This window comes from Bradyrhizobium algeriense (genome assembly GCF_036924595.1).
Taxonomy (GTDB): domain Bacteria; phylum Pseudomonadota; class Alphaproteobacteria; order Rhizobiales; family Xanthobacteraceae; genus Bradyrhizobium; species Bradyrhizobium algeriense.
Window position 1 is genome coordinate 5,563,842 of record NZ_JAZHRV010000001.1, and the last position, 25,203, is coordinate 5,589,044.

The following is a 25,203-nucleotide window of genomic DNA, read 5'->3' on the forward strand; positions in this document are numbered from 1 at the left end:
GCTAACCCTTGAATGTCGGCTGCCGTGGATGAATGCAGTCCTTGAAGTCCGCAAAGCCCTTCCACGCCGGCTCCGGCGCGTCCTGTCCGGCGGCGGGTACGTACATCGACGGTTCGATCGAACTCATCGTCGGAATATAGCGCGGACAATTCGGAAAGATCGCCCGCGCGGTGACACGAACGACAAGCTGCGCGCCGACGGTCTCCGCAAGCAGCGGATCGCGGTCACTCACGCGTGCGCTGCCGTTGACCCGCAGGCGCCGCGGCTTGTCGTGCATGGCGATAAACAGCAGGCCGACATCGGCATTGGCGACGATGTTGCCGAGACTCTTGAACATGCCGTTTCCGTCATAGTCGGGAAATGCGATCTCGGAAGGTCCGGTGATGCGCACAAAGCCCGGCGCCCCGCCCTTGAACGAGCAATCGGGCCGCCCCTCGGTGTCGGCCGTCGCCAGGAAGAAATACGGCAGGCCTTCGATGAACTGCTTGTCGTCAGCCGAAAATTCCTTGCGCATCAGCTTCTCTTCCAGCCGGTCCGAAATCCGGCGGCTGTCGAACTGATCCTGCAATTGCCGATTGCCTTCGTGATACATGACGCTTTCAGCCATGGCCATACTTCCTCCTCTGCTTCACCCGGCGGGCGTGGTCAGCCCGGGACAGATCCCTACGGGGAGCATATCACTTTATGGCAACACCGGATGCGGCAAGCCGACCCGCATGACAAGTCAAGTGCAGGGATCGCCGCCATCGGAGGCATGATCAATCCGGCGCGCGCAACCGGTAGCCGATGCCGGTCTCGGTCAGCACGAATTGCGGACGCTCCGGATCGGCCTCGATCTTCTGGCGGAGCTGGCGGACATAGACGCGCAGGTATTGCGCGTCCGTTAGTTCGTCCCAGAGCTCTTTGAGCAGGAAGCGATGGGTCAGCACCTTGCCGGCGTGCTGCACCAGCACGCGCAGCAGATCGTATTCCTTCGGCGAGAGTTTCACCTCGCGCTCGCCGGTCTTGACGATGCGGCGGACCAGATCGACGGAGAGATCGCCGGCGCGAAACACCGGCCGCTCGCCCTGCACCTGCAACTGGTGCCGCAAGGCCGCGCGCATCCGTGCCAGCAGTTCATCCATGCCGAACGGCTTTGTCAGGTAATCATCGGCGCCGAGGTCGAGCGCCTGCACCTTGCCGGCCTCGTCGCCACGGCTCGACAGCACCACGATCGGCACGCTCTCGTTGCGGCCGCGGATCATGCGCAGCAGGTCATGTCCCTGGATGTCGGGCAGGCCCAGATCGAGGATGATCAGCGCCGGCCCCTCGGCCAGCTTCTCCAGCGCGATCTTGCCGTTGGAGGCTTCGAGGATGTCGTAGCCCTGCGTGCTCAGCCCCATCCGCAACAGCTTGCGGATCGGCGGCTCGTCGTCGATGACCAGGACCTTGATCGCTGCGGCGTTCATGCGGCGGTATCCAGGGCGTTACTTGCGACCGGTATCGGCAGCCGAATGGTTATTACCGCGCCGCGGCGATCGGCGCGGTTGGCGGCCGAGATCGTGCCGTGCATAGCCTCGACAAAGCCACGGGAGATCGCCAGGCCAAGACCCGTTCCCGGACGGACATGGTCGCCCTTCTGCGCGCGATAGAACTTGTCGAACACGCTCTCCAGCTCTTCCGGCGGGATGCCGCTGCCCTCGTCGAGGATCTGCAGCAAGACCCTTCCCTGATCGCGCGCTCCCCGGATCGATATCGTCGTGCCGGGTGGTGCGTATTTGGCGGCATTGTCGAGCAGGTTGAACAGCACCTGTTCGAACAACACGGCATCGAGCTCCAGCATCGGCAGATTGGGGCCGAGCTCCAGCGACACCTTGTGATGCACGAGGATCTTGCCGGCACGGCGTAAGGCGCTGCCGACGATCTCGCCGATATCGTGCCGCGCGGTGTTGGGAACGACGGCGCCGGATTCGAGCTTGGTCATGTCGAGCAGGTTGGCGATGAAGCGGTTGAGCCGCTCGGATTCGTCGATCATGGTGGCGAGCAGTTCGTTTTTCTGGGCGTCGTTGAGGCCGGTGCCGAGATCGCGCAGGGTACTGGCGGCGCCGAGCACCGAGGCCAGCGGCGTCTTCAGGTCGTGCGAGATCGAGGTCAGGAGCGCGCCGCGCAGGCGGTCGGATTCCACCGTGCGCTTGACCCGGTCCATGTCCTCGACCAGCAACACCCGCTCGATCGCGAGCGCGCCCTGGTCGACCAGCGCATCCAGCAGGCGGCGCTGATCCGGCGTCAGCAAGGGACCCGTGCGATCGTCGTCGATGCCGATGACGCCGATCGCGCCGCGCCCGGTCCGCATCGGCAGGAACAGCCGCTTTGCCCCCGGCAGCGTGTCCGAGCCGCGCCCCGCCGGACGGTCGTTGCTCCACGCCCAGTTGGCGGCGGCGAGATCGGCCTGGTCGAGCTGGTCTTCCGGCGGATAGCCCGACTTCACGGTGAGCATGCCCTCCTCCGGCAAGAGCAACACCACCCGCACTTTCAGCATCAACGCGGTCTGATAGGCGGTTGCCCATAGCACGTCATCCAGCGTCGCAGTGCCGGCCAGCTTGCGGCTGAAGGCGTAGAGCAATTCGGTGGTACGCACCCGGCCGATCGCAGTATCGGCCTGCGAGCGCACCCTCGCCGCGACATTGGAAACCAACACCGCAACCAACATGAAGAGGAAAAAGGCCGCAATATTGGTCGGGTCGGCGATGGTGAAGGTATAGACCGGCGGCATGAAGAAGAAATTGTAGCATAGCGATGCCGCGACGCTTGCCAGCAGCGACGGCCACAGGCCGAACCGCGCGGCAACGCTGACCACGGCGGTGAGAAATACCAGATCGACGTTCTCGATGCCGAACAGCGGATGGATCAGTTCTGCAGCACCGAGACCGATCGCGACGACCAGCAGCGCCATCAGGTAAGGCCGCGGATTGAAAGCTTCCTGCCGCGCCGCAGTCTGCACCGCCGGCTTTGCCACCCCCTCTTCGTCGCCCGCTATGACGTGGACGCTGATATTGCCGGCGCGCCGCACCAGATCGTGCACGACAGAACCGCGCGTCAATTCGAACCACCACGAGCGCGTCGACTTGCCGATGATGATCTGCGTGACGTTGTTGGCATGCGCGAAATGAATGACGTCGTCGGCGATGCGGCGACCGACGCCGGGAATGGTCAGCGCCTCGCCGCCGAGCGCTTCCGCCAGCCGCATGGTGTCGGCCAGCCGGTCGCGCTGCTCGTCGGTCAGTTGCAGGCTGCGCCGCGTCTCGATGCCGATCGCGGTCCATTGCGCGTGCAGCCGGTCCGCCAGCCGCTTGGTGTAGCGCACCAGCCCTGCCGCGCGCGGGTCCTCGCTGACGCAGACCAGGATGCGCTCGCCGGCGGCCCACGGTCCGTCGATGGCGTTGGCCTGCATATGGGTGAGCAACTGTTCGTCGACCCGCTCGGCGGTACGCCGCAGCGCCAGTTCGCGCAGCGCGGTCAGGTTGCCCGGCGAGAAATAATGCTCCAGCGCGCGCTCGGCCTGCTTGGGGACATAGACCTTGCCCTCCTTCAGCCGCTGGATCAAATCGTCGGGCGTCAGGTCGATCAGCTCGATGGCATCGGCACGATCGAACACCTTGTCCGGCACGGTCTCCCGCACCCGCACATGCGTGATCTGCGCGACCACATCGTTGAGGCTTTCGATGTGCTGGATGTTGACCGCCGTATAGACGTCAATGCCGTGGGACAGCAATTCCTCGACGTCGAGATAGCGTTTGGGATGACGGCTGCCCGGGGCGTTGGTATGGGCGAGTTCGTCGACCAGCGCAATTTGCGGCCGCCGCGCAATCAGCGCGTCGAGGTCCATCTCCTCGAGCGTCTGCTCCTTGTAGGCGAGCCGCCTGCGCGGCAGCACTTCAAGGCCTTTGAGCAACGCTTCGGTTTCCGCCCGGCCATGGGTCTCGACCACGCCAACAACGACATCGGCGCCGGCCTTCTTCCTGGCATGGGCGCTCTGCAGCATTTCGTAGGTCTTGCCGACGCCGGGGGCGGCGCCGACGAAGATCTTGAGCCGGCCCGCGCGGCTGTCCTCGCGCCGGGCCGCCTCCAGGAGGGCTTCCGGCGAAGGACGCTGTTCAGGGTCGCGGCGGGTTTGGACCATGCGGCAATATAGCCCTCACGCCCGGGCCGGCCTAGCCGGTCTCATTTTGAGGCCTCGTCCAATGCCAGATTCAACGCCAACACGTTAACGTGGGGCTCGCCGAGCAATCCAGCCATGCGGCCCTGCGTATGCTCCACGACCAGTTCGCGAACGCGGGCTTCCGGCAGGTTACGGGCCTTTGCCACCCGGGGGACCTGGAACAGCGCGCCTTCCGGCGAGATATCAGGGTCGAGCCCGCTGCCGGACGTCGTGACGAGGTCGACCGGCACGGCGGCGGACGGGTTTTCGGCCTTCAACTTCTCGACGTCTTCCTTGATCCGGTCGGCCAGCGCCTTGCTGGTCGGGCCGAGGTTGGAGCCTCCGGAATTGGCGGCGTTGTAGGGGGCGGAGACCGTCTTGGTGGAATCGGCCGGGTCCGGGGCCGTGGTGGCGGACGGGCGACCGTGGAAATATTTATCGGTCTTGAACTCCTGCCCGATCAGCGCGGAGCCGACGACCTTGCCGTCCTTCTCGACCAGGCTGCCTTGCGCCTGCTTCGGAAAGATCGCACCGGCGATGGCGGTCATGGCGAGGGGATAGGCGACGCCCGTGATGGCGGTGAGCAGGAGCAGGATGAGGATAGCGGGACGGATTTCTCTGAGCATTGTGGTCCTCCGTAGGTGTATCGCGTCATTGCGAGGAACGAAGCGACGAAGCAATCCAGCTTTCTTGACGTGGTGAGATGGATGCTTCGCTGCGCTCGCAATGACGGTTGGGTTCAGGCCAGGTGCAAGGCAGCCACCACCAGGTCGATTACCTTGATGCCGATGAAGGGAACGATGATGCCGCCGAGGCCGTAGATCAGCAGGTTACGGCGCAGCAGTGCGCCGGCGCCGACGGCGCGGTACGCCACGCCTTTCAGCGCCAGCGGGATCAACGCGATGATAATGAGCGCATTGAAGATGATCGCCGACAGGATCGCGCTTTGCGGACTGGCGAGGTGCATGATGTTGAGCACTTCGAGCTGCGGGTAGAACGCCAGGAACATCGCCGGGATGATGGCGAAATACTTTGCGACGTCGTTGGCGATCGAGAACGTCGTCAGCGCGCCACGCGTCATCAAGAGTTGCTTGCCGATCTCGACCACCTCGATCAGCTTGGTGGGATTGGAATCGAGATCGACCATGTTGCCGGCTTCCCGCGCGGCTTGCGTGCCGGTGTTCATGGCGACGCCGACGTCGGCCTGAGCCAGCGCAGGCGCGTCGTTGGTGCCGTCGCCGCACATCGCAACCAGCTTGCCCTTGGCCTGCTCGTCGCGGATCAGCTTCAGCTTGTCTTCCGGTGTTGCCTGGGCGAGAAAGTCGTCGACTCCGGCTTCTGCGGCGATGGCAGCTGCCGTCATCGGGTTGTCGCCCGTGATCATCACGGTGCGGATGCCCATCCGGCGCAGTTCGGCAAAGCGTTCGCGAATGCCGCCCTTGACGATGTCCTTCAGGTGCACGACGCCGAGCAATTTACCGTCGCGCGCGACCGCCAGCGGCGTGCCGCCGGCTTTGGCGATCTCATCGGAAATCGCCCGGATCTCGCGCGCTGCCTCCGAGATGGCGCCCGACTGCAAAGCGCGCGCCGTATTTCCAGCAGCGACCACGCGCACCGCGCCGCCGCCATCGACGTAATTCAGGATCGCATCCACGGCGCCCTTGCGGACGGAGGATGTTCCGGCATCGATGCCGCTCATGCGCGTTTGCGCGGTGAAGGGAATGAAGGTGGCGTTGAGCTCCTTCATGTCGCGGCCACGGATGCCGTATTTCTCCTTTGCCAGCACGACAATCGAACGGCCTTCCGGCGTCTCGTCGGCAAGTGACGCGAGTTGTGCCGCGTCCGCCAGTTCCTGCTCGGTGACGCCGCGCACGGGGCGGAATTCCGTCGCCTGACGGTTGCCGAGCGTGATGGTGCCGGTCTTGTCCAGCAATAGCGTATCGACATCGCCCGCCGCCTCGACCGCGCGGCCGGACATCGCCAGCACGTTGAAACGCACCAGACGGTCCATGCCGGCAATGCCGATCGCCGACAGCAGCGCGCCAATGGTGGTCGGGATCAGCGTGACGAACAGCGCCACCAGCACGACCACCGAAATCGAGCCGCCGGCATAGGCCGCGTAGCTCGGGATCGTGACGGTGGCAAACACGAAGATGATGGTTAAGCCCGCAAGCAGAATATTGAGCGCGATCTCGTTCGGCGTCTTCTGCCGCTCGGCGCCCTCCACCAGCTTGATCATGCGGTCGATGAACGTCGAACCTTGCGCCGCCGTGATGCGGACGCGGATCCAGTCGGACAGCACCTGCGTGCCGCCGGTCACCGCCGAGCGGTCGCCGCCGGATTCGCGGATCACGGGCGCGGATTCGCCGGTGATGGCCGCCTCGTTCACGGACGCCACGCCTTCGATCACCTCGCCGTCGGAAGGGATGTTGTCGCCCGCCTCGACCAGGACGATATCGCCGACCTTGAGGCTGGTGCCGGACACCAGCCGATAGGACTTGTCGGAGCCTTCCAGCAGCTTCGCCTTGCTCTCGGTGCGGGTCTTCTTCAGCGATTCCGCCTGCGCCTTGCCGCGGCCTTCGGCGACGGCTTCGGCGAAATTGGCGAACAGCACCGTGAACCACAGCCACAGGATGATCTGGAAGGTGAAGGCGAGGCCCTCGCCGCCCGTCACCAGATTGCGCAGGAAGATCACGGTGGTGAGGGCTGCGACGATCTCGACCACGAACATCACAGGATTCTTGATCATCAGCCGCGGATCGAGTTTTGCAAATGCCGCGCGGATCGCGGGCACGACGATTTTGGGATCGAGCATGGCCGACGCAGTCACTTTTTTCTGCAGTTTCATGGTTTCCATAGCCGTAGACTCCAAAGGCGCCGCTCAGAACAGGGTGTTGGCATTCATCGCGAGGTGCTCGACGATCGGCCCGAGCGCCAGCGCCGGGAAGAAGGTGAGACCGCCGATGATCAGGATTACGCCGACGACAAGGCCGACGAACAGGCCACCGGTGGTCGGCAGCGTACCGGCCGACGGCGGGATCGACTTCTTGGCGGCAAGCGAGCCCGCCAGCGCCATCGCCGGCACGATCATGAAAAAGCGGCCGACGAACATCGAACTGGCGAGCGTCAGGTTGTAGAAGAAGGTGTTGCCGGTCAGGCCGCCGAACGCCGAGCCGTTATTGCCGGTCGCGGACGTGAAGGCATACAGCACCTCGGTGAACCCGTGCGGCCCGGAATTGGCCATCGACGCCACCGCCGACGGCAGCACCACGGCGACCGCGGTCCAGCCGAGATACATCAGCGGCAGCACCAGAATGGCAAGCATCGCCATCTTGACTTCGCGCGCTTCGATCTTCTTGCCGACATATTCCGGCGTGCGGCCGACCATCAGGCCGGCGACGAAGATCGCCAGCACGACGAACAGCAGCATGCCGTAAAGCCCGGCACCGACGCCGCCGACGATGATCTCGCCGAGCTGCATGTTGATCAGCGGGATCATCCCGCCGAGCGCGGTGAAGCTGTCATGCATGGCGTTGACCGCGCCGCACGAGGCCGCCGTGGTGATGACCGCAAAGAGCGAGGAGGCAACGATGCCGAAGCGGACTTCCTTGCCCTCCATGTTGCCGCCGGAGAGGCCAAGCGCGGTGAGCGTCGAGGTGCCGTTGGCTTCGGCCCAATAGGTGACGGCAACGCCCGCAAGAAACAGCACGCCCATCACGGCGAGGATCGCCCAGCCCTGGCGCTGGTTGCCGACCATGCGGCCGAACACATTAGTCAGCGCCGCGCCGAGCGAGAAGATCGAGATCATCTGCACGAAGTTCGACAGCGCGGTGGGGTTTTCGAAGGGGTGCGCGGCGTTGGCGTTGAAGAAGCCGCCGCCATTGGTGCCGAGCATCTTGATCGCGACCTGCGAGGCGACTGGCCCGACCGCGATGGTCTGCTTGGCGCCTTCCAGCGTCGTGGCTTGGACATAAGCGCCGAGCGTCTGCGGCATGCCCTGCCAGACCAGGAACAGCGCGTAGACGATGCAGATCGGCAGCAGGACATAGAGGGTGCAGCGCGTCACATCGACCCAGAAATTGCCGATGGTGCGCATCGAGGAGCGGGAGAAGCCGCGGATCAGCGCCACTGCCAGCGCAATGCCGGTCGCCGCCGACAGGAAATTCTGGTGCGTCAGGCCGAGCATCTGCACCAGATACGACAGCGTGCTCTCGCCCCCGTAGTTCTGCCAGTTGGTATTGGTGATGAAGGAGATCGCCGTGTTGAAGGACAGGTCCGGGGCGACGGCAGATTGATCCGCCGGATTGAACGGCAACAGCGCCTGCAGCCGCATCAGCCCATAAATGATGACGAAGCCGCCGACATGAAACAGCAGCATGGCGACCGTATAAGTCAGCCAATGCTGTTCGCGTTTTTCGTCGACGCCGCCGATCCAGTACAGCCCGCGCTCGACCGGGCGCAGCGCCGGGGACAGAAAGGTGGACTCGCCGTTGAAGACGCGGGTCATGTACCAGCCGAGCGGTTTGACCAGCGCAACCACGATGGCGCAGTACAAAAGAATTTGGATCCAGCCGATGACAGTCATTTTCGGGATTCCTTCAGGATCTCTTTGCAGGCAGCAGCAGGTGAATGAGCGCGATCAGCAGCGCCGAGGTAACGGCAAATGCCAGAACGACCTCGACCCAGCGTGATCATGACGCGCTCAGAATCGTTCCGGCCGCAGTAGTGCGTAGGTCAGGTAAAATAGCAGGCCGAGCGAGACGAGGCCGGCAAGCGAGTAATCGAAGGTCATAGCGCTCTCCTCTCTACAACCGCTCGCAGGCATAGGCGTAACCAACGCTTGCCACGAAGAAGCCGAGGGCGAGCGCCAGCATGACAATGTCCAGCATGGGAAGCTCCTATGCGACGTGACCCGCGAGCCGAATGGACGGTTTCGCGTTTGCCTGGCTGAGGTGCCACCAGCCGCATAGGTTTTCGAGACGGGAGCAATGGCAACGTTATAGGAATCTCATAAAGGTTCCTCGGTCGTCCCTGCGAACGCAGGGCCCCATAGCCACCGCAGTCAATTTTGCGAAAGTTCTCAACGGCTCTGTGCCCTATCGAGAGAGCAACCCGGTATGGGTCCCTGCGTTCGCAGGGACGACCGGCCTCCTATGAAATCCCTATATCTCCGCGCCTTGCCTCCTCTCGTTTTCAAATGACGATCTCGCCACCTTGGAAGCGCGGTTGCACTGACAGCCGCGCCAAAACGAGATGACGCCATGTCACTTCTTTCAGATCTTGAAACTCGCACTGAGCTCAGCGACAAGCTTCGCAATACCTATGTCGTCACGGCCGATTTCCTGTCAGATCTCATCAAGAAGACCTGCCGCCGCTTTCCGTCCAGCAGTCAAAGCAGGAAGACAGTCCGCATCGAACGCCTGATCCAGTCGCAGGCATGGACCGACGCCACGCTCGCGCTGATCGATCTGGAGCTACCGCAATGGCGGATCCGCCGCCTCGCCTACGACGACGATGAATGGTATTGCGCACTGTCGCGGCAGCGCGAACTGCCGGACTGGCTCGATCAGTCGGTCGAAGCCCGCCACGCCGATCTGGCGCTGGCGATCTTGAGCGCGTTTGTCGAAGCGCAACGCATCAGTTCAACGTCGCGCCGGACCAGTGTTCCGGCCGTGCCGCAGCACGAAAATCCCATTTTTGAACCGGTTTGCAGCGACAATTTCGCGTGAGCTGGCGGATTCATGCGCCCCGCCCGCTCCGCAACCTTGCGGTCGAGGTGAAGGACTACAAACGTGAAACTTGTCGAACCTCCCTCGTGCAGCACTGCACCAGTCATCGTATTCATTGGCCGAAACCGGCGCGGCCAATGGGTCGCCCTACAGCAAAATGGGCTTTACGGTGGCCTGTTCGTCAATCGAACCCAGGCCGTCAAGTACGCGCTGTTCGAGAACGGGCATCATCCCGAGGCCATCATCGAATTGTCGCGCGAGATTGAGCTCGAGCGGCCCTATCCCGATCGACTGGCTGGCTGGACATTCCATTTGACGCCGCTTGCTCGGGTGCTAGCTTCATTGAAAGAAAAGAGGGCCATAACACAGCGATCGATGGAGGAAGCCATGAACCTAGCATCGTCTCCCTCCCCCGTGACAGAAGCGGTACCTTCAGAAAGCGGCGTGGTCGCGGCCGGCGTCTATGTGGAAGGCCGGCGTGTCGCCAACATCGCCATCGATGAAGCCTCGAGCTGGCGCAGCAAGCCCGACCACGTGGTCTGGATCGGACTCCATGAACCCGATATCGCCGTACTGCGCCGAGTGCAGCGGCAGTTCGAGCTGCATGACCTTGCGATCGAGGATGCCGACCACGCGCATCAGCGACCGAAGATCGAGCAATATGGCGACGCGCTGTTCATCGTGGCGCGCACCGCGCAGCTCGACGGCGACAGCATCGCATTCGGCGAGACGCATCTGTTCGTCGGCGAAGGATATATCGTGTCGGTCCGGCACGGTGCCTCGACGTCCTACAAGCCGGTGCGCGAACGATGCGAAAGCTGCCCTCGGGCGCTGGCCCGGGGTGAGGACTACATTCTCTACGCCATCCTCGATTTCATCGTCGACAACTACTCCCCCGTGCTCGAAACCATTCAAGAGGAAGTCGAGGCGATGGAGGCGCAAGTGCTCGCAAGCGCCATGACGCAGGCGCAGATCGAGCGCCTCTATTTGCTCCGGCGCGACCTGCTGCGGCTGCGCAATGCGGTTGGGCCCCTGGTGGAAGTCTGCCGCCGGCTCGAGCACGACAATCTGCCGATGGTGCGATCCACGATGCAGCCGTTGTTTCGCGACGTCACGGACCACGTCCGGACGGTGCAGGAGCAGATCGATTCGCTTCGCGAGGTGCTGGCGTTTGCCTTTGAGGCAAGCCTTCTGGTCGGCCAGGCACAGGAGACCGCGGTGTCCAAGAAACTGGCGTCATGGCTCGCCATCATCGCAGTCCCGACGGCGATCGCCGGCATCTACGGCATGAACTTCAAGCATATGCCGGAGCTGGAGTGGCAGTATGGCTATTTTGGAGTAATCAGCACGATCCTGCTCGTATGCACAGGCTTGTTCTGGCGGTTCCGGCGCGTCGGCTGGCTGTAAGCTTGTAAGCTGACCCACCAGAGGCCGCATTTTCTTGTTGCAAACCGGTACCCACCCTGCCCGAGACGATATAGAGTATCGGCGAGCCAACGATCCGGCAGACGGGTGAATATCATGACTGCCATATCGGCGAGCCGAACGATCATCCCCATCCTGGCGTTTGTCGCCTGTGGCGTGGTGCTCGCCTTCGCCATTCAACACGTCCGCGCCCCCCCGGCTGACAGCCTGGCGGCAACGACAGCGCCGATGATCTCAAAGCCTGCATCGGACGCGCGAGAGCAAAGTCCCGCCCCGCTCGCAACGGCGAAAGCGGAAGCCAACGCCATCGTGGACGCGCTGGCCGGATCACCGCCAGAGAACAGCGACGGCGTGCCGACGTTCGACATTGCCCGCATCGAGCCGACAGGCGAGGCCGTCATCGCCGGCCGGGCGGCGCCAGGCGCAGCGGTGGAGCTGCTGCGTAACGGCGAGGTGCACGATCGCGCGGTCGCGGATCAATCCGGACAATTCGTCATCGTCCCGCCCCGGCTTCCGTCAGGCACCTATGACCTGACGCTGCGCTCCAGGCAGCCGGACGGCAAGCAGACCACGTCCAAACAGAATGTGACGGTGGCGCTTGAGCCGAAAGCGACTGACCGGCCGGTCGTGGCGCTGATCACGCCGAACAAACCCACGGTCATGTTGTCGCAACCAGCGGCGCCAAAACCGGCGGCCGGCGCAGTGGTTGTGGAAACGGTCGAGATCGAGCCGGGCGGCAAGTTCCATGTCAGCGGCCAGGCGCGTCCCGGCGTAGCGCTGAGGCTTTACCTCAACGATAGTTTTATTACGTCGGTAACGGCCGGCACGGATGGACGTTTTGCAGTCACCATCAATGAGGGGGTCGCAGCGGGCAGCTACCGTGTCAGGCTGGACGAGGCGTCGAGCTCCGGCACGGTGCGTGCACGCGCCGAGGTGCCGTTCAGCGTTCCCGACACAACCGCGTCCGTGACGGCGCAGGCCAAGCGCGCGGACATAGCAGCTCCGCGGCTGGCCGCCGCAGGGACTACCGTTTTGCCGGACAGCGGCTCGCCGCCGTCCACCGTGGTGGTGCCGAAGATTGCAACCACTACCGTCTCACGCGGAGATAGCCTCTGGCGTCTCAGCCAGGTCTCGTACGGCGCGGGCACGCGCTATGCCGTCATTTACAAGGCGAACCGGGAACAGATCCGCAATCCCAACCTGATTTATCCCGGGCAGGTGTTTGTCGTTCCGGCGAAGTGAAGCGCCACCATCTTCGCGATGACGCGGTCTTAATCGCTGTTATCGATTGCCTCTCGCCTATTCCGCCGCCGACTGCAATTCCACCTTTTCGGCGCGCACGGCGCAGAACTTGAATTCGGGGATCTTGCCGAACGGATCGAGCGCCGGGTTGGTCAACAGGTTGGCCGCCGCCTCCGCGTAGCAGAACGGCATGAACACCATGTTCTCCGGCACGTCGCGGTCGGAGCGCACCTTGACCTCGACGGCGCCGCGGCGGGTCTCCAGCTTAATGAAATCGCCGGGCCAGACGCTTAAGCGCCGCATGTCCTTTGGCGACATGAACGCCACCGCCTCCGGCTCGATCTGGTCGAGCACGCTGGCGCGGCGGGTCATCGAACCGGTATGCCAGTGTTCGAGCACGCGCCCCGTGGACAGCACCATCGGATATTCGGTGTCGGGCACCTCGTCGGGTGCGACCACCTTCGCCGGAACGATCTTGCCGCGGCCGCTTTCGGTCGGGAAGCCCGTGGTGAAGATGATCTCGTTGCCGGGCTTATTGGGATCGTCGACAGGATAGGTCACCGCGCCCTCGCGCACCAGCCTGTCCCAGGTGATGTTCTTCAATGACGGCATCACTTCCGTCATCTCGGTGAAGACATCGGCCGGACCGTCATAGTTCCACGGCAGGCCCATCCGCTTGCCGATTTCCTGGATAATCCAGAGATCCTGCCGCGCATCGCCGGGCGGCCGGATCACCTCGCGCGCGAGCTGCACGCGGCGGTCGGTGTTGGTGAAGGTGCCGGACTTCTCGGCAAATGCGGATGCCGGCAGGATCACGTCGGCATGGAACGCGGTTTCGGTGACGAAGAGATCCTGCACGACCAGATGGTCGAGCATCGCCAATGCTCCGCGCGCGTGCTGCAGATCGGGATCCGACATCGCGGGGTTTTCGCCCTCGATATACATGCCAGTGATTTCGCCGGCGTGGATCGCGTTCATGATCTCGACCACCGTCAAGCCGCGCACGGGATCGAGGTCCTGATGCCAGAGCTTCTCAAAGGGCTCGCGCAGATCAGTGCGGCCGACCGGCTGGTAGTCCGGCAGGAACATCGGGATCAGGCCGGCGTCGGACGCGCCCTGCACGTTGTTCTGGCCGCGCAGCGGATGCAGCCCGGTGCCGGGACGACCGACCTGACCTGTGGTCAGCGCCAGCGCGATCAGGCAGCGCGCATTATCAGTGCCGTGGATGTGCTGGCTGATGCCCATGCCCCAGAAGATGATCGAGGACTGCGAGCGGGCATAGACCCGCGCCACTTCCTTCAGCGTCTCGGCCGGAATGCCGCAGATCGCTTCCATCTTCTCCGGCGGGAAGTCCTTGATGCGCTCGGCGAGTTCGTCAAAACCTTCGGTGTAGCCCGCGATGTACTGCTGGTCGGTCAGCCCTTCGGTGATAATGGTGTGGAGCATCGCGTTCAGCATCGCGACGTCGCTGCCGGGCTTGAAGGCGAGATGTTTCCAGGCGTGGCGCGACAGCGACTGCCGCCGCGGATCCATCACGATCAGCTTGGCGCCGCGCTTGGCAGCGTTCTTGATGTAGGTCGCCGCAACCGGGTGGTTCACGGTTGGATTGGCGCCGATCACGATGATGACTTCGGCGTCCATCGCAGCCGAAAACGGCGCCGACACCGCGCCCGAGTTCAGCCCTTCCATCAGCGCCGCCACCGATGAAGCGTGGCACAGCCGCGTGCAGTGGTCGACGTTGTTGGAGCCGAAGCCGGTGCGCACCAGTTTTTGGAACAGGTACGCTTCCTCGTTCGAGCCTTTGGCCGAACCGAAGCCGGCCAGCGCCTTGACGCCCTTCTCATCGCGGATTTTCACGAGCCCCTTGGCCGCGATATCAAGCGCCTCTTCCCACGAGGCTTCGCGGAAATGCGTGAACGGATTGGCCGGATCGACCTGGTCGTTGGCATCCTTCTTCGCATTCGGCAGCCGCACCAGCGGTTTTGTCAGGCGATGCGGGTGATGGATGTAGTCGAAGCCGAAGCGGCCCTTGACGCAGAGGCGGTTGTGGTTGGCCGGGCCGTCGCGGCCTTCGGCATAGATGACCTTCTCGTCCTTGACCTGATAGGTGACCTGACAGCCGACGCCGCAGAACGGGCATAGCGAATCCACCTTCTTGTCCGCGTAGGTCACGCGGGTCTGGTTCTCGTCCAGCATCACCGAGGGCATCAAGGCGCCGGTGGGGCACGCCTGCACGCATTCGCCGCAGGCAACGCAGGTCGATTCACCCATCGGATCGTCGAAGTCGAACACGATCTTGGCTTCGTGACTGCGATAGGCCATGCCGATAACGTCGTTGACCTGAACCTCGCGGCAGGCACGCACGCAGAGGCCGCACTGGATGCAGGCATCGAGATTGACGCTCATCGCAGGGTGGCTGGTATCGCCCGCCCAGCGCTCGGCGGCCGGAAAACGGCTCTCGGTGACCTCGACCTTTTCGGCCCAGTGCCAGAATTTCGAATCGGGATCGTGCGAGGTTTCGCGCGCCGGCTGGTCAGCGACCAGCAATTCCATCACCATCTTCTGCGCCGCGACCGCGCGCGCGCTTTCGGTCTTCACCTTCATGCCGACGCTCGGCGTGCGCTTGCAGGACGCGGCCAGCACGCGCTCGCCCTCGATCTCCACCATGCAGGCGCGGCAATTGCCGTCAGGCCGGTAGTCCGGCTCCGGCGAATAGCAGAGATGCGGGATTTCCTTCTGGTGGCGTTTTGCCACTTGCCAGATGGTTTCGCCCGCGTTGGCCTCGACCTGTCGGCCGTCGAGTTCGAACTTGATCCTGGTCATTCCGCGGCCTCTTTCGGCACGAATTCTTCCGGAAAATATTTAATCACTGACGTCAGTGGATTCGAGGCGGCTTGGCCGAGCCCGCAGATCGACGCATCGCGCATCGCCTGGCTCAACTGGTCGAGCAACTCGCGGTTCCAGACCGGGCGCTCCATCAAAATCGCCGCCTTCTGGGTGCCGACCCGGCACGGCGTGCACTGGCCACAGCTCTCGTCCTCGAAGAATTTCATCAGGTTCAAGGCCGCGCCCTTCACGCTGTCCTGCTCGGACAGGATGACGATTGCGGCGGAGCCGATGAAGCAGCCGTATTTTTCCAGCGTGCCGAAATCGAGCGGGATGTTGTCCATCGACGCCGGCAGGATGCCGCCCGATGCGCCGCCCGGAAGGTAGGCGTGGAAGGTGTGGCCGTCAGCCATGCCGCCGCAGAACTCGTCGATCAACTCGCGCACGGTGACGCCAGCCGGCGCCAGCTTCATGCCCGGATTTTTCACGCGGCCCGAGACCGAATAGCTGCGCAGGCCATGACGGTCGTTGCGGCCGTGGCTCTTCCACCAGTCGGCGCCCTTCTCGACGATGTCGCGCACCCACCACAGCGTCTCGATGTTGTTGATCAGCGTCGGCAGGCCGAACAGCCCGACCTGGAACGGATAAGGCGGCTTGTGCCGTGGCAGGCCGCGCTTGCCCTCGATGGACTCCAGCAGCGAGGATTCCTCGCCGCAGATATAGGCCCCTGCCCCGCGGCGCATATGCAGGACGGGACCGCCCGGCGGCAGCTTTGCGATTTCGCGTTCGAGAATTTCGCGCGAGGCCGGATATTCGTCGCGGAGGTAGATGTAGACGTCGGTGGCCTCGACCACGTGCGCGCCGATCAGCATGCCCTCGATGAAGCGATGCGGATCGGTTTCGAGATAGAAGCGATCCTTGAAGGTGCCGGGCTCGCCCTCGTCGCCATTGATCGCCATCAGCCGCGGACCGGGTTCGCCGAGCACCGCGCGCCACTTTCGTCCGGTCGGGAAGCCCGCGCCGCCGAGCCCGCGCAGCGAGGCGTCGTCGAGCGACTTCAGCAAATCTTCTTTTGTCATCGCGCCGGAGCGCAGGCTACTCAGCAGCTTGTAGCCGCCGCCAGCGACATAGGCGTCGTAGTCGACATATTTCGGCAGATGCGCATGCGTCTCGCCGCCCTTCACCGCGGCGAGCACGTTCGTGACCGTCGCATGATCGACGAAGTGATGGCCGACCTCGGCGGCAGGCGCGGTGTCGCAGCGGCCGACGCAGGGCGCGCGCACCACGCGAACTCCGGGGCCGGCACTGTCCTGCAACTCATGCAGCAGCTTTTCCGCGCCCATCATGGCGCAGGTAAGCGAATCGCAGACGCGGATGGTCAGAGGCGCGATGTCAGGCTCGCCTTCCTTCACCACGTCGAAATGGGCGTAGAAGGTCGCGGTCTCGAACACTTCCGCAAACGACAGCTTCATCTCGTCAGCCAGCGCCGCGAGATGCGCCGCCGAGATCTGGTGATATTTGTCCTGGATCAGGTGCAGGTGCTCGATCAGAAGATCACGCCGCCGCGGCCGGTCGCCGAGTAGAAGCTCGATCTCGTGGGCGGCGGTGGGATCGACCTGGCGGCCCTTGGGGGTCGCCTTGGCCCGCTTCCGTCCCGCGCCCGGATGTTCGAACGAGCGGACTTTCTGTAAGTCCTGTACGTCGTGATCCATTGAAAAATCTCATCCCTGCTTATCGTCTAGCGCAAGCTTAGTTCGTGGCATGCCAGATGCCAAGCGAATTGTGGCGTCTTGATAAGCGTTTAAGTTGCTACCGGTGGCGCGGTTTGGCGTTCGAGCCCTCAGCGTTCCTCGCCGGTGCCACCTTGGCTGCTGGAAAGATGAGTACTCGAAATGACCGCAAGATCAATAAAGCCATCGCATGCTGCGATTGCGAACACCTATCGATCGGCCGGTCGGAACCGAGGTCGGAAGACGCCGCGGGAAACCATGATAGCGGTCCCGCGACGTCTCCGTCGTCAGAATATCTTGACGGCGCTTTCCAGCGTCTTCCACACGCCCCAGGCGAGCGGGATGCCGACAAACGCCCAGAACAGCGCGGTCTTGGCGTCGAGCCCGCCGAACCCGATGCCGTAGGAGCCCGACGGTCCCGACTGGCCTGCGCTGGCCGTCGCCGCCTGCAATTTGGCGACCTCGGCATCGCTCATGTGCCATTTTTTATCGACCGGCTTGATCAGGTAGTTGCAGATCAGGCCCGCGATCAGCATGGCACACAGGATGTACATCGTCGTGTTGTAGAGCTGGTCACGCGGCACGCCGGCGGCAAGCTGGAACTCGCGGATGTAGTTCACAACCACGGGACCGATGATGCCGGCGGTCGACCACGCCGTCAGCAGCCGGCCGTGGATGGCGCCGACGAACTGGGTGCCGAACATGTCAGCGAGATAGGCCGGCACCGTGGCGAAGCCGCCGCCATACATCGACAGGATGATGCCGAAGCCGAGCACGAACAGAAGCTTCGAGCCCATTGCGGCGAAGGTCGGCGCCAGCGCGTAGAGCACGATGCCCAGGATGAAGAACGTGTAATAAGTGTTCTTGCGGCCCATCTTGTCCGACAGCGACGCCCAAAAGAAGCGGCCGCCGATGTTGAACAGCGAGAGCAGGCCGGCGAAACCGGCCGCGATGCCGGCAATCGTCGCCTTCTGCGCCGCGTCGAGCTGGTTGAAGCCAACGTCGGGCAATCCGATCAGCTTGCCGGCGAAGATTTCCTGCAACATCGGCGAAGCCATGCCGATCACGCCGATACCGGCCGACACGTTCAGGCAGAGCACCCACCAGATCAGCCAGAACTGCGGCGTCTTATGCGCGTCCTTCAGATGAACATGATTCTGCGAGATCATCGCATTGGCTTTGGTCGGCGGAGTCCAGCCCTCGGGCCGCCAGCCCGCCGGCGGAATCCGGTAGCGGAAGGCGCCGATCATCATGAACACGAAATAGATGGCGCCCATCGCGATGAAGGTTTCCCAGGCGCCGACCGAGGTCGGCGACTTGAAATAGTTCATCAGCAGGTTCGCCAGCGGCGCACCGATCATGGCGCCGCCGCCAAAGCCCATGATGGCCATGCCGGTCGCCATGCCGCGCCGGTCCGGAAACCATTTCACCAGCGTCGACACCGGCGAGATGTAACCGAGGCCGAGCCCGATGCCGCCGATGACGCCGGAGCCGAGCCACAGCAGCCACAGTTGATGGGTGATGATGCCGATCGCGCCGAGCACGAGACCGCCGCACCAGCACAGCGCCGACACGAAGCCTGCCTTGCGCGGTCCGACGCGCTCCAGCCAGCCGCCCCAGATCGCGGCGGAAACGCCGAGCAGCACGAAAAACAGCGTGTACATCCAGCCCATGCTGGCGACCTTCCAGTCACAGGTGGTGGTGAAGAGTTCCTGCACCAGCGTCATGTCGGGGCATGCCTTCGGCGCGGTCACGCCGATCGCGCGCGACAGCGGCAGCCAGAACACGCTGAAGCCATAGGCCATGCCGATGCACAGATGAATGCAAAGCGCCGCCGGCGGCACCAGCCAGCGATTGAAGCCGGCTGTCGCAATCGTCCGCTCTTTGTCAAGGAATCCCGTTCCGGCACCGGGTATACTCCCGGCGCTGCTGATTGTTGTCATCGCTATTTTCCCCTGCAGCCCATGTTGAATTGGGCGTTTTTTGACGTCTTCGATCCCGTCGTCTTCAGCCACGCAGTGGAACAGCCCCATCCTGCTGTCCCACGCAATTCCGGAACGCGCGGGGACCGCCACGCGCATTCGAGAATCCACCCTGATGTTTTGATTGTGCTCGCAGCCATGCCGGCCAATTGAGGTGAGATTTTGCCGGCATGAGATGCGCGGCCGACAGCTCAACCCGACTGCACACCGCTAGTCATCGCTCCTCCCCTTTCAACTTGTTGAAGAGGAGTGAGCAATCCGTGTGCCAAATCGCACGATGCAAGAAATCAATGACTTGTGAGTGACCGCGCGGCGACTCAAGACAAAATGTCCGGACTCTCCGGACAAAATGTCCAATCCGTCGGGGATCAGTCGGCTTCCGGAAGCCACACGCGGAATATGCTTCCGCGGCCGACTTCACTTTCCACCGTGATCTGGCCGCGCTGGCGCTTGATCAATGTCTGACTTATGGAAAGACCAAGGCCCGTACCCTCGCGGCGCTTCGTCGTGAAGAAGGGATCGAACACCTTCTCCACCATATCCGCTGGCATGCCAACACCGGTGTCGGCCACTTCGATGACGATGCCCGGATTGCCGTCCCGCTCGGCGTCGAATGACCGCAGCGCAAGCATCCCGCCGTCCGGCATGGCATGGATCGCGTTGACGATCAGGTTGATCACGACCTGCTGCAGTTCGGTGCGGTTCATCAGGACCAGGCGGCTGGCCCGATCCTCTCTCACCACGTCGATTTCCGTCTTGTTCAGGAGATGCTGCACCAGCGGCAGGCAATCCGCCACGACGCTTCCGGGCGCATGACGCTCGACATAGCCGGCATACTCTTCCGGCCGGGCAAACTGCAAGAGCTTGGTGATGATCTGGCTGATGCGATGGATCTGCTCGTCGAGCAGGCGGAATTCGACCTTGGCCTTTTCGACGTCAGGGCCGATCACGCTGCGGATGACGTCGAGATTGCCCTGCATCACCGCGATCGGGTTGTTGATCTCATGGGCCGACGCCGGCGGTGATTTCGCCGATCGCGGCGAGCTTTTCGGACATGATGAGCTGCTTGGTGGTCGCCTCCAGCTTCAGATTGGCGTGCTCGAGATCCCGCGTTCGCTCGCGTACCCGCGTGTTCAACTCCTCGTTCCACTCCCGCAACTGACGGTCGCGCTCCTGGATCTGGTCGAGCAGGGTATCGAGGTGAAACGCCACGCGACCGATCTCGTCGCCCGACGCCGGCAGTTTGGTGCGGGCGGACAAATTGCCGCTCTCCACTTCGCCGATCGTCGTCGTAACGCGCTCGAGCGGCATGAATATCGACTGCGCCCAGCGCAGGAAGATCGGCACGGTTGCCGCCGTGATCACGATGAATGCGAGCGCGATGATCAGCAGCGTCTCAAACTTCGCGTCACTGAACGGCTTTTGCAGGAAGCCGACATAGAGCATGCCGACACGCTTGCCGTAGCTGTCGACCAGCGGCTCATAGGCCGAAATGTACCAGTCGTTGACCACGAACGCGCTATCGAGCCAGGTGCGTCCCTCGTCCATGACAGCAGAACGCACGGCCGCTGATACGCGCGTGCCGAGCGCGCGGCGCCCTTCAAACAGCCGGACGTTGGTGGAGATCCGCACGTCGTCGAGGAACAGCGTCGCCGTTCCCTGGCTGCCCTCAGGGAGGCTGGCCGCCCGATAGACGAGGTCGTTGATCGTATCGATGAATTCCAGGTTTTGATTGAGCAGAATGCCGCCGACCAACGCAGCCGGCGCTCCCCCCGGAGTCGTTGCCCGGCTCGCCGCATGCACGACCATGCCGTGCGTTTCCGTGCTGCGGTCGGTCGGCACGGCGTTCGGCGTCGGCACCAGGTCGAGACGCGCGCGTTCGGCCAGAACAGGCGAAATCGCCGCAAGCTCATCATTGGTGAAGATGTCGATGCCGGCTGACGAGGCTTCCCCCGACAACGCCGAAGTGATGATCGGCCAGTCGCCCTTTGGCCGTCCAGGAAACGCGGGTGACGAGACGAGGATCTTTCCGCTGGAGTCTACCAGGTAGAGAAAGTCGAGACCTATCTCCTTGCGGGAGCTTTCGAGCAGGTCGCCCACGGCGGACAGCGGAGCATGCTCTTCCACATCGCGGAAGCGGGCCGAGAGGCCGAGCGCGCGGATCTGAACGCCGGTTTTTTCGAGAATGCGGGCCAGATATTGGTGGGCGATGGTGAGATCGCCATTCACCTTCGAGATCAGCGTCGCATCGAATCTCGCGTTCCAGCGATAGACGGCAACTCCGAGCAGCAGCGGCAGGATGACCAGCATGGGCAACAATGCAATGGCGAGCAGCCGGAAGCGGACGGATCGCCCGCGCACCGGTCCGTCCGTGCGGCCTGCCCGGTCAGCCATTCCATAACGCAAGCTTGCGATCGATGGTCTTGCGCGAGACCCCGAGCCGCCGCGCCGCTTCCTCACGGTTGCCGCCGGTCTCCTTCAGCACTGAAAGAATGTGGCGACGCTCCATGTCCGCCAGACTGTCGGCGGTGGCGACCTGCCCGTCGTTCCGCGGTCCGGCGAAATCGTCCGGGAACGCGCCGAGGATCAGCGTGCGTTCGATCAGATTGCGCAGCTCCCGCACATTGCCCGGCCAGTCGTAACTCGCCAATGCGGCACGAACCGCGCTGTCGATCGTAACCGGCGGCATGCCGAGCTGTGTCGAGAGCTTGCTCATGAAGATGGTGGCGAGCTCCTGCACGTCGTCGCCGCGGTCCTTCAACAGCGGCAGGTGAATCTGCATGACGTTCAGGCGGTAGTAGAGGTCGGCTCGAAAGCGCCCCTTTTCCACTTCCTTCGGCAGGTCGGCATTGGTCGCAAAGATGAAGCGGAGATCGACCGGCACTTCACGCTCGGAGCCGACGGGACGGACGCGGCGGTCCTCCAGAACGCGGAGCAGCTTGCTCTGCATCGGCAGCGGCAGTTCGCCGATTTCATCCAGAAATAATGTGCCGCCATGCGCATAAAGGAACAGGCCCTCGCGCCCGCTGTCTGCGCCGGTGAAGGCTCCCTTGATGTGGCCGAACAGTTCGGCCTCGATCATGTCGGGCGGAATGGCTGCGCAGTTGACCGGCACGAAAGGCTTGTCGGCGCGGTCGGACAGCGAATGAATCGAGCGCGCCGCGACTTCCTTGCCGGTGCCGGATTCGCCGGTCAGCAGGATCGACGTCGGCAGGCGGGCGACGCGGGCAATGGTTTCCCGCACGCTGCGGGTCGCCGGCGACGCCCCGATCAGATTGTCGCGCAGGAAGGTGCGATCGGAGGAAGCGCGCAGCGCATAGCGCAGCACATAATTCTCACGCTGCAGCCGGACCCGGTCGAGACAACGCGCCACCGCGTTCAGGATCTGGTTCGAGCGGAACGGTTTCAGCACGAAATCGACCGCGCCGGCGCGCAGCGCCTGAATCGCGGTGTCGAGATCGGCATAGGCCGTGATCAGGATCGCATCGGCAAAGAAGCCGACGGCCCGCTGCTCGGCGAGCCAGTCGACGCCATTCTTGCCCGGCATGATGTTGTCGAGGATGACGACGTCGAACCGGCTCTTGTCGAGCATGCGCGAGGCTTCGTCCGTGTCGGCCGCCTCCGCCACATGCTTGCAGCGCGGCCCCAGCGTGCGCACGAGAAAATTGCGCATCCCGGGCTCATCATCGACGATCAGGATCGAGGCCTGCGCCAGCGCGCTGAACTCAGGCCCACCGGCCGATCTGCCGAGTTTCCCCGCCTGCTCATTGACCATGGCAAGAGATGCCGCTGCGCTCGCCTTCGATGTCGGGAGGTTCATGCCGGGATTTGTAGGGCCGAATGTCGCACCCGGCAACCGCTCGGTCGTCTAATTGACGAGCGAGGATCTTGTCCCCGCCCGGTCCGCTCAAGCATTTGTCTTTTCCGCGGAACCCATTGCTTTTTCTATCAAAAAAACAATCCGGCCCTGGCTGCGCTCGGTAATCTCGACCTTGTCGCCGGTCTCGCGAATGAGGTTCGGGATATCGATCACCGACAGCGGATCGGTACAGAGCACTTCCAGCCTGTCGCCGGGCGGCAACGTCTTCAGCGCCTTGCGCGTCTTCAATGCCGGCAAGGGACATTTCAGCCCGGCAAGATCGAGTTTTGTCGTCGTCATGCTCCGACCATGGCGAAGGGGCCCTGCATCGTCAACGGACATCAGTTGATCAGGCTTGCATAGGACAGGAACCCGATCGTCTGGCCAGGCGTCACCTGCGTGAGTTCTTCGCCTAGTTCGACCAGGCCGTCAGTATCCGCCAGCGAAGACAAGAGGCCCGCGCCTTCGCGCGGAAACTTCACCGCTTCGAGCGCACCATCGGCGGCCTTGCGCAGGGTGACGCGGACATATTCGCGGCGGGCAATCTTCTTCTTGTAGCTGAATGCGGCGCGAACCGGCATCGGCAGCAGCGGCTCCGGCCGCGCACCCGACAGCGCGAGAATGGTCGGCCTCACCACGTGGACGAAGGTGACAAAACTCGCCACGGGATTGCCGGGCAAGCCAATGAAGGGCGTCCCGCCGATGATTCCCATCGCGACGGGACGTCCCGGCTTGATCGCCATCCGCCACAGCACCAGGCGGCCTACGCTTTCGACGCTCGCCTTGACGTGATCCTCTTCCCCGGTCGAAACGCCGCCGGTAGTGAGGATCAGATCGTGGCTGCCGGCCACCTCCTGCAGGGCGCGCGCGAGCGCGGCGCGATCATCCCTGAGGATGCCGAGATCGCTGACCTCGCAGCCGAGCCGCGACAACATCGTCACCAGCATGAAGCGGTTGGAATCGAACAATTGCGCCGCGGCGCGTGCTTCGCCCGGCGACGCCAGTTCGTTGCCGGTGGAGAACACCGCGACGCGAATACGCCTGACGACATCGAGCCCTGTCAGGCCGAAAGCTGCCGCGAGCGCGACATCCTGCGGCCGCAGCCGCTGACCGGCCTTCAGTGCCGCAAAACCTGAGGGGATATCTTCGCCCGCCGGCCGCACATTGGCGCCGGGCTTGAGGCCCGCGGGAACCACGACCTTGTCGCCGTCGACGCGGACGTCTTCCTGCATGAACACGGTATCGGCGCCTTCCGGCATCGGCGCGCCGGTGAAGATGCGCGTCGCCTGCCCCGGCTTGAGCGGCGCAGATGCGGCGCTGCCCGCCTGAACGCGGCCGATCACCGGAAACGCCTGTTCTTCCTTTTGCGGCAGGTCGCGGCTGGAGACCGCATAGCCGTCGACGGCGGAATTGGTGAAGGGCGGCAGCGGCAGCGGCGCCAAAATATCGTGCTCGAGAATGCGGCCATCGGCGCGCGCGAGCGTAACCGTCTCGACATCAACGACCGGCGTCACGCGCGTCGCAATGAGACCGACCGCCTCATCGACCGACATCATCGGACCGCCGAAGGCAAAGCAATCGTCGGACAATTGCGCCATGTGCCTGATCAGCCCTCAGTTTCGCATTTCGCCAGCACGTCCTCGAGCGATATCGCCGATTTCAGCATCATCGCCGCCACCGCTTCGATATCATCGAGATGGGCGGTCGGCAGCGTGGTTTCAACCGGGGTGTCGGTCGCTACCCCGACGATGCCGGGATCGTCGGGGAACAGCAGCGGTTTTTCATTCGCGGCGCGATAGACCTCGATCTTGCGGTGCGGCTCGCGCTTGAAACCCTCGACGACGACGAGATCGACCGGCGACATCTTCGCCAGCAGTTCCGGCAGCCGCGGCTCGGCGGCACCACGCAGCTCGTGCATCAGGGCCCAGCGCTGGCTGGACGACACCAGCACTTCGGCCGCACCGGCTTGCCGATGCTTCCAGGAATCCTTGCCGGGCACGTCGACATCGAAGGCGTGATGGGCGTGCTTGATGACGGAAACGCGCAGGCCCTGTTTGTGCAATTGCGGGATCACCCGCGTCAGCAAGGTGGTCTTGCCGGCGCCGCTCCATCCCGCGAGGCCTATTACTTTCATTTCATGCTCCGGCACCGGCGTCAGTATCGCCGTCATGCCCGGGCTTGTCCCGGGCATCCACGTCTCGAACCGTCTCCGAAAGAAGACGTGGATGGCCGG

The 25,203-nt window shown here is 63.5% G+C and carries 17 protein-coding genes and 1 pseudogene; 3 read left to right on the plus strand and 15 right to left on the minus strand.

The features are described from left to right. Position 1: 1 nt before the first annotated feature. From V1286_RS26885 to V1286_RS26915, 7 genes are all read right to left on the minus strand, one after another. A complete protein-coding gene (locus V1286_RS26885) occupies positions 2-607 on the minus strand; it encodes a pyridoxamine 5'-phosphate oxidase family protein (protein WP_334484710.1) in 606 nt (201 codons plus the stop codon). Between the two features lie 151 nt (positions 608-758). Continuing rightward, a complete protein-coding gene (locus tag V1286_RS26890) occupies positions 759-1,448 on the minus strand; it encodes a response regulator (protein WP_108519043.1) in 690 nt (229 codons plus the stop codon). After that, positions 1,445-4,159: a sensor histidine kinase KdpD gene (locus V1286_RS26895; RefSeq protein ID WP_334484713.1), complete on the minus strand. Its 2,715-nt coding sequence runs from the start codon at positions 4,157-4,159 to the stop codon at positions 1,445-1,447. Before V1286_RS26895 ends, V1286_RS26890 begins: the two co-directional genes overlap by 4 nt. A 41-nt stretch (positions 4,160-4,200) precedes the next feature. Beyond that, positions 4,201-4,803: a K(+)-transporting ATPase subunit C gene (locus V1286_RS26900; RefSeq protein ID WP_334484715.1), complete on the minus strand. Its 603-nt coding sequence runs from the start codon at positions 4,801-4,803 to the stop codon at positions 4,201-4,203. A 113-nt stretch (positions 4,804-4,916) separates the two neighbouring features. Then, entirely contained in the window at positions 4,917-7,034 is a 2,118-nt protein-coding gene (gene kdpB / locus V1286_RS26905; RefSeq protein ID WP_334484717.1) for a potassium-transporting ATPase subunit KdpB, read from the minus strand. A 24-nt stretch (positions 7,035-7,058) separates the two neighbouring features. Then, positions 7,059-8,762, minus strand: a complete 1,704-nt coding sequence (kdpA, locus tag V1286_RS26910) for a potassium-transporting ATPase subunit KdpA (RefSeq protein WP_334484719.1) — start codon at positions 8,760-8,762, stop codon at positions 7,059-7,061. A gap of 117 nt (positions 8,763-8,879) precedes the next feature. After that, positions 8,880-8,969, minus strand: coding sequence for a K(+)-transporting ATPase subunit F (locus V1286_RS26915; RefSeq protein ID WP_324403868.1), 90 nt, complete (start codon positions 8,967-8,969; stop codon positions 8,880-8,882). 469 nt (positions 8,970-9,438) lie between these two features. On the opposite strand from V1286_RS26915, the gene V1286_RS26920 reads away from it, so the two are divergent. From V1286_RS26920 to V1286_RS26930, 3 genes are all read left to right on the plus strand, one after another. Beyond that, positions 9,439-9,906 (plus strand): hypothetical protein, encoded by a 468-nt coding sequence (locus V1286_RS26920; protein WP_334484724.1) that lies wholly within the window; start codon positions 9,439-9,441, stop codon positions 9,904-9,906. Between the two features lie 387 nt (positions 9,907-10,293). Further along, positions 10,294-11,313, plus strand: a complete 1,020-nt coding sequence (locus tag V1286_RS26925; protein ID WP_334484726.1) for a magnesium and cobalt transport protein CorA — start codon at positions 10,294-10,296, stop codon at positions 11,311-11,313. Between the two features lie 114 nt (positions 11,314-11,427). Then, the gene (locus V1286_RS26930; protein WP_334484728.1) at positions 11,428-12,573 is read left to right on the plus strand and encodes a LysM peptidoglycan-binding domain-containing protein; all 1,146 of its coding nucleotides are present in this window, start codon (positions 11,428-11,430) and stop codon (positions 12,571-12,573) included. Between the two features lie 57 nt (positions 12,574-12,630). On the opposite strand, the gene fdhF is transcribed toward V1286_RS26930, so the two are convergent. The 8 genes and pseudogenes from fdhF to mobB form a co-directional block, all read right to left on the minus strand. Next, positions 12,631-15,396 carry a formate dehydrogenase subunit alpha gene (fdhF, locus tag V1286_RS26935; RefSeq protein WP_334484730.1) on the minus strand — a complete coding sequence of 922 codons (2,766 nt, stop codon included), beginning with the start codon at positions 15,394-15,396 and terminating at the stop codon, positions 12,631-12,633. Beyond that, positions 15,393-17,111: an NADH-ubiquinone oxidoreductase-F iron-sulfur binding region domain-containing protein gene (locus V1286_RS26940; RefSeq protein WP_334484732.1), complete on the minus strand. Its 1,719-nt coding sequence runs from the start codon at positions 17,109-17,111 to the stop codon at positions 15,393-15,395. The genes fdhF and V1286_RS26940 overlap by 4 nt, the downstream gene beginning before the upstream one ends. 305 nt (positions 17,112-17,416) lie before the next feature. After that, complete coding sequence (locus V1286_RS26945; RefSeq protein WP_334484734.1) at positions 17,417-19,072, minus strand: OFA family MFS transporter; 1,656 nt, start codon at positions 19,070-19,072, stop codon at positions 17,417-17,419. A 407-nt stretch (positions 19,073-19,479) separates the two neighbouring features. Next, positions 19,480-21,505: pseudogene (locus tag V1286_RS26950) on the minus strand (sensor histidine kinase). Continuing rightward, positions 21,498-22,886, minus strand: a complete 1,389-nt coding sequence (locus tag V1286_RS26955) for a sigma-54-dependent transcriptional regulator (RefSeq protein WP_334489928.1) — start codon at positions 22,884-22,886, stop codon at positions 21,498-21,500. Before V1286_RS26955 ends, V1286_RS26950 begins: the two are co-directional and overlap by 8 nt. Positions 22,887-23,018: 132 nt before the next feature. After that, positions 23,019-23,270 carry a sulfurtransferase TusA family protein gene (locus tag V1286_RS26960; RefSeq protein ID WP_334484736.1) on the minus strand — a complete coding sequence of 84 codons (252 nt, stop codon included), beginning with the start codon at positions 23,268-23,270 and terminating at the stop codon, positions 23,019-23,021. A gap of 41 nt (positions 23,271-23,311) precedes the next feature. Further along, positions 23,312-24,568, minus strand: coding sequence for a molybdopterin molybdotransferase MoeA (locus V1286_RS26965; RefSeq protein ID WP_334484738.1), 1,257 nt, complete (start codon positions 24,566-24,568; stop codon positions 23,312-23,314). 8 nt (positions 24,569-24,576) lie between these two features. Beyond that, on the minus strand, positions 24,577-25,104 hold the full coding sequence (gene mobB / locus V1286_RS26970; protein ID WP_334489931.1) for a molybdopterin-guanine dinucleotide biosynthesis protein B: 528 nt from the start codon (positions 25,102-25,104) through the stop codon (positions 24,577-24,579). Between the last annotated feature and the right edge of the window lie 99 nt (positions 25,105-25,203).

What these genes read in the sequence shown, in the direction of transcription:
- V1286_RS26885 (WP_334484710.1), bottom strand. Translation starts at nt 607, where the DNA reads ATGGCTGAAAGCGTCATGTATCACGAAGGCAATCGGCAATTGCAGGAT.
- V1286_RS26890 (WP_108519043.1), bottom strand. Translation starts at nt 1,448, where the DNA reads ATGAACGCCGCAGCGATCAAGGTCCTGGTCATCGACGACGAGCCGCCG.
- V1286_RS26895 (WP_334484713.1), bottom strand. Translation starts at nt 4,159, where the DNA reads ATGGTCCAAACCCGCCGCGACCCTGAACAGCGTCCTTCGCCGGAAGCC.
- V1286_RS26900 (WP_334484715.1), bottom strand. Translation starts at nt 4,803, where the DNA reads ATGCTCAGAGAAATCCGTCCCGCTATCCTCATCCTGCTCCTGCTCACC.
- kdpB (WP_334484717.1), bottom strand. Translation starts at nt 7,034, where the DNA reads ATGGAAACCATGAAACTGCAGAAAAAAGTGACTGCGTCGGCCATGCTC.
- kdpA (WP_334484719.1), bottom strand. Translation starts at nt 8,762, where the DNA reads ATGACTGTCATCGGCTGGATCCAAATTCTTTTGTACTGCGCCATCGTG.
- V1286_RS26915 (WP_324403868.1), bottom strand. Translation starts at nt 8,969, where the DNA reads ATGACCTTCGATTACTCGCTTGCCGGCCTCGTCTCGCTCGGCCTGCTA.
- V1286_RS26920 (WP_334484724.1), top strand. Translation starts at nt 9,439, where the DNA reads ATGTCACTTCTTTCAGATCTTGAAACTCGCACTGAGCTCAGCGACAAG.
- V1286_RS26925 (WP_334484726.1), top strand. Translation starts at nt 10,294, where the DNA reads ATGAACCTAGCATCGTCTCCCTCCCCCGTGACAGAAGCGGTACCTTCA.
- V1286_RS26930 (WP_334484728.1), top strand. Translation starts at nt 11,428, where the DNA reads ATGACTGCCATATCGGCGAGCCGAACGATCATCCCCATCCTGGCGTTT.
- fdhF (WP_334484730.1), bottom strand. Translation starts at nt 15,396, where the DNA reads ATGACCAGGATCAAGTTCGAACTCGACGGCCGACAGGTCGAGGCCAAC.
- V1286_RS26940 (WP_334484732.1), bottom strand. Translation starts at nt 17,111, where the DNA reads ATGGATCACGACGTACAGGACTTACAGAAAGTCCGCTCGTTCGAACAT.
- V1286_RS26945 (WP_334484734.1), bottom strand. Translation starts at nt 19,072, where the DNA reads ATGACAACAATCAGCAGCGCCGGGAGTATACCCGGTGCCGGAACGGGA.
- V1286_RS26955 (WP_334489928.1), bottom strand. Translation starts at nt 22,886, where the DNA reads ATGGTCAATGAGCAGGCGGGGAAACTCGGCAGATCGGCCGGTGGGCCT.
- V1286_RS26960 (WP_334484736.1), bottom strand. Translation starts at nt 23,270, where the DNA reads ATGACGACGACAAAACTCGATCTTGCCGGGCTGAAATGTCCCTTGCCG.
- V1286_RS26965 (WP_334484738.1), bottom strand. Translation starts at nt 24,568, where the DNA reads ATGGCGCAATTGTCCGACGATTGCTTTGCCTTCGGCGGTCCGATGATG.
- mobB (WP_334489931.1), bottom strand. Translation starts at nt 25,104, where the DNA reads ATGAAAGTAATAGGCCTCGCGGGATGGAGCGGCGCCGGCAAGACCACC.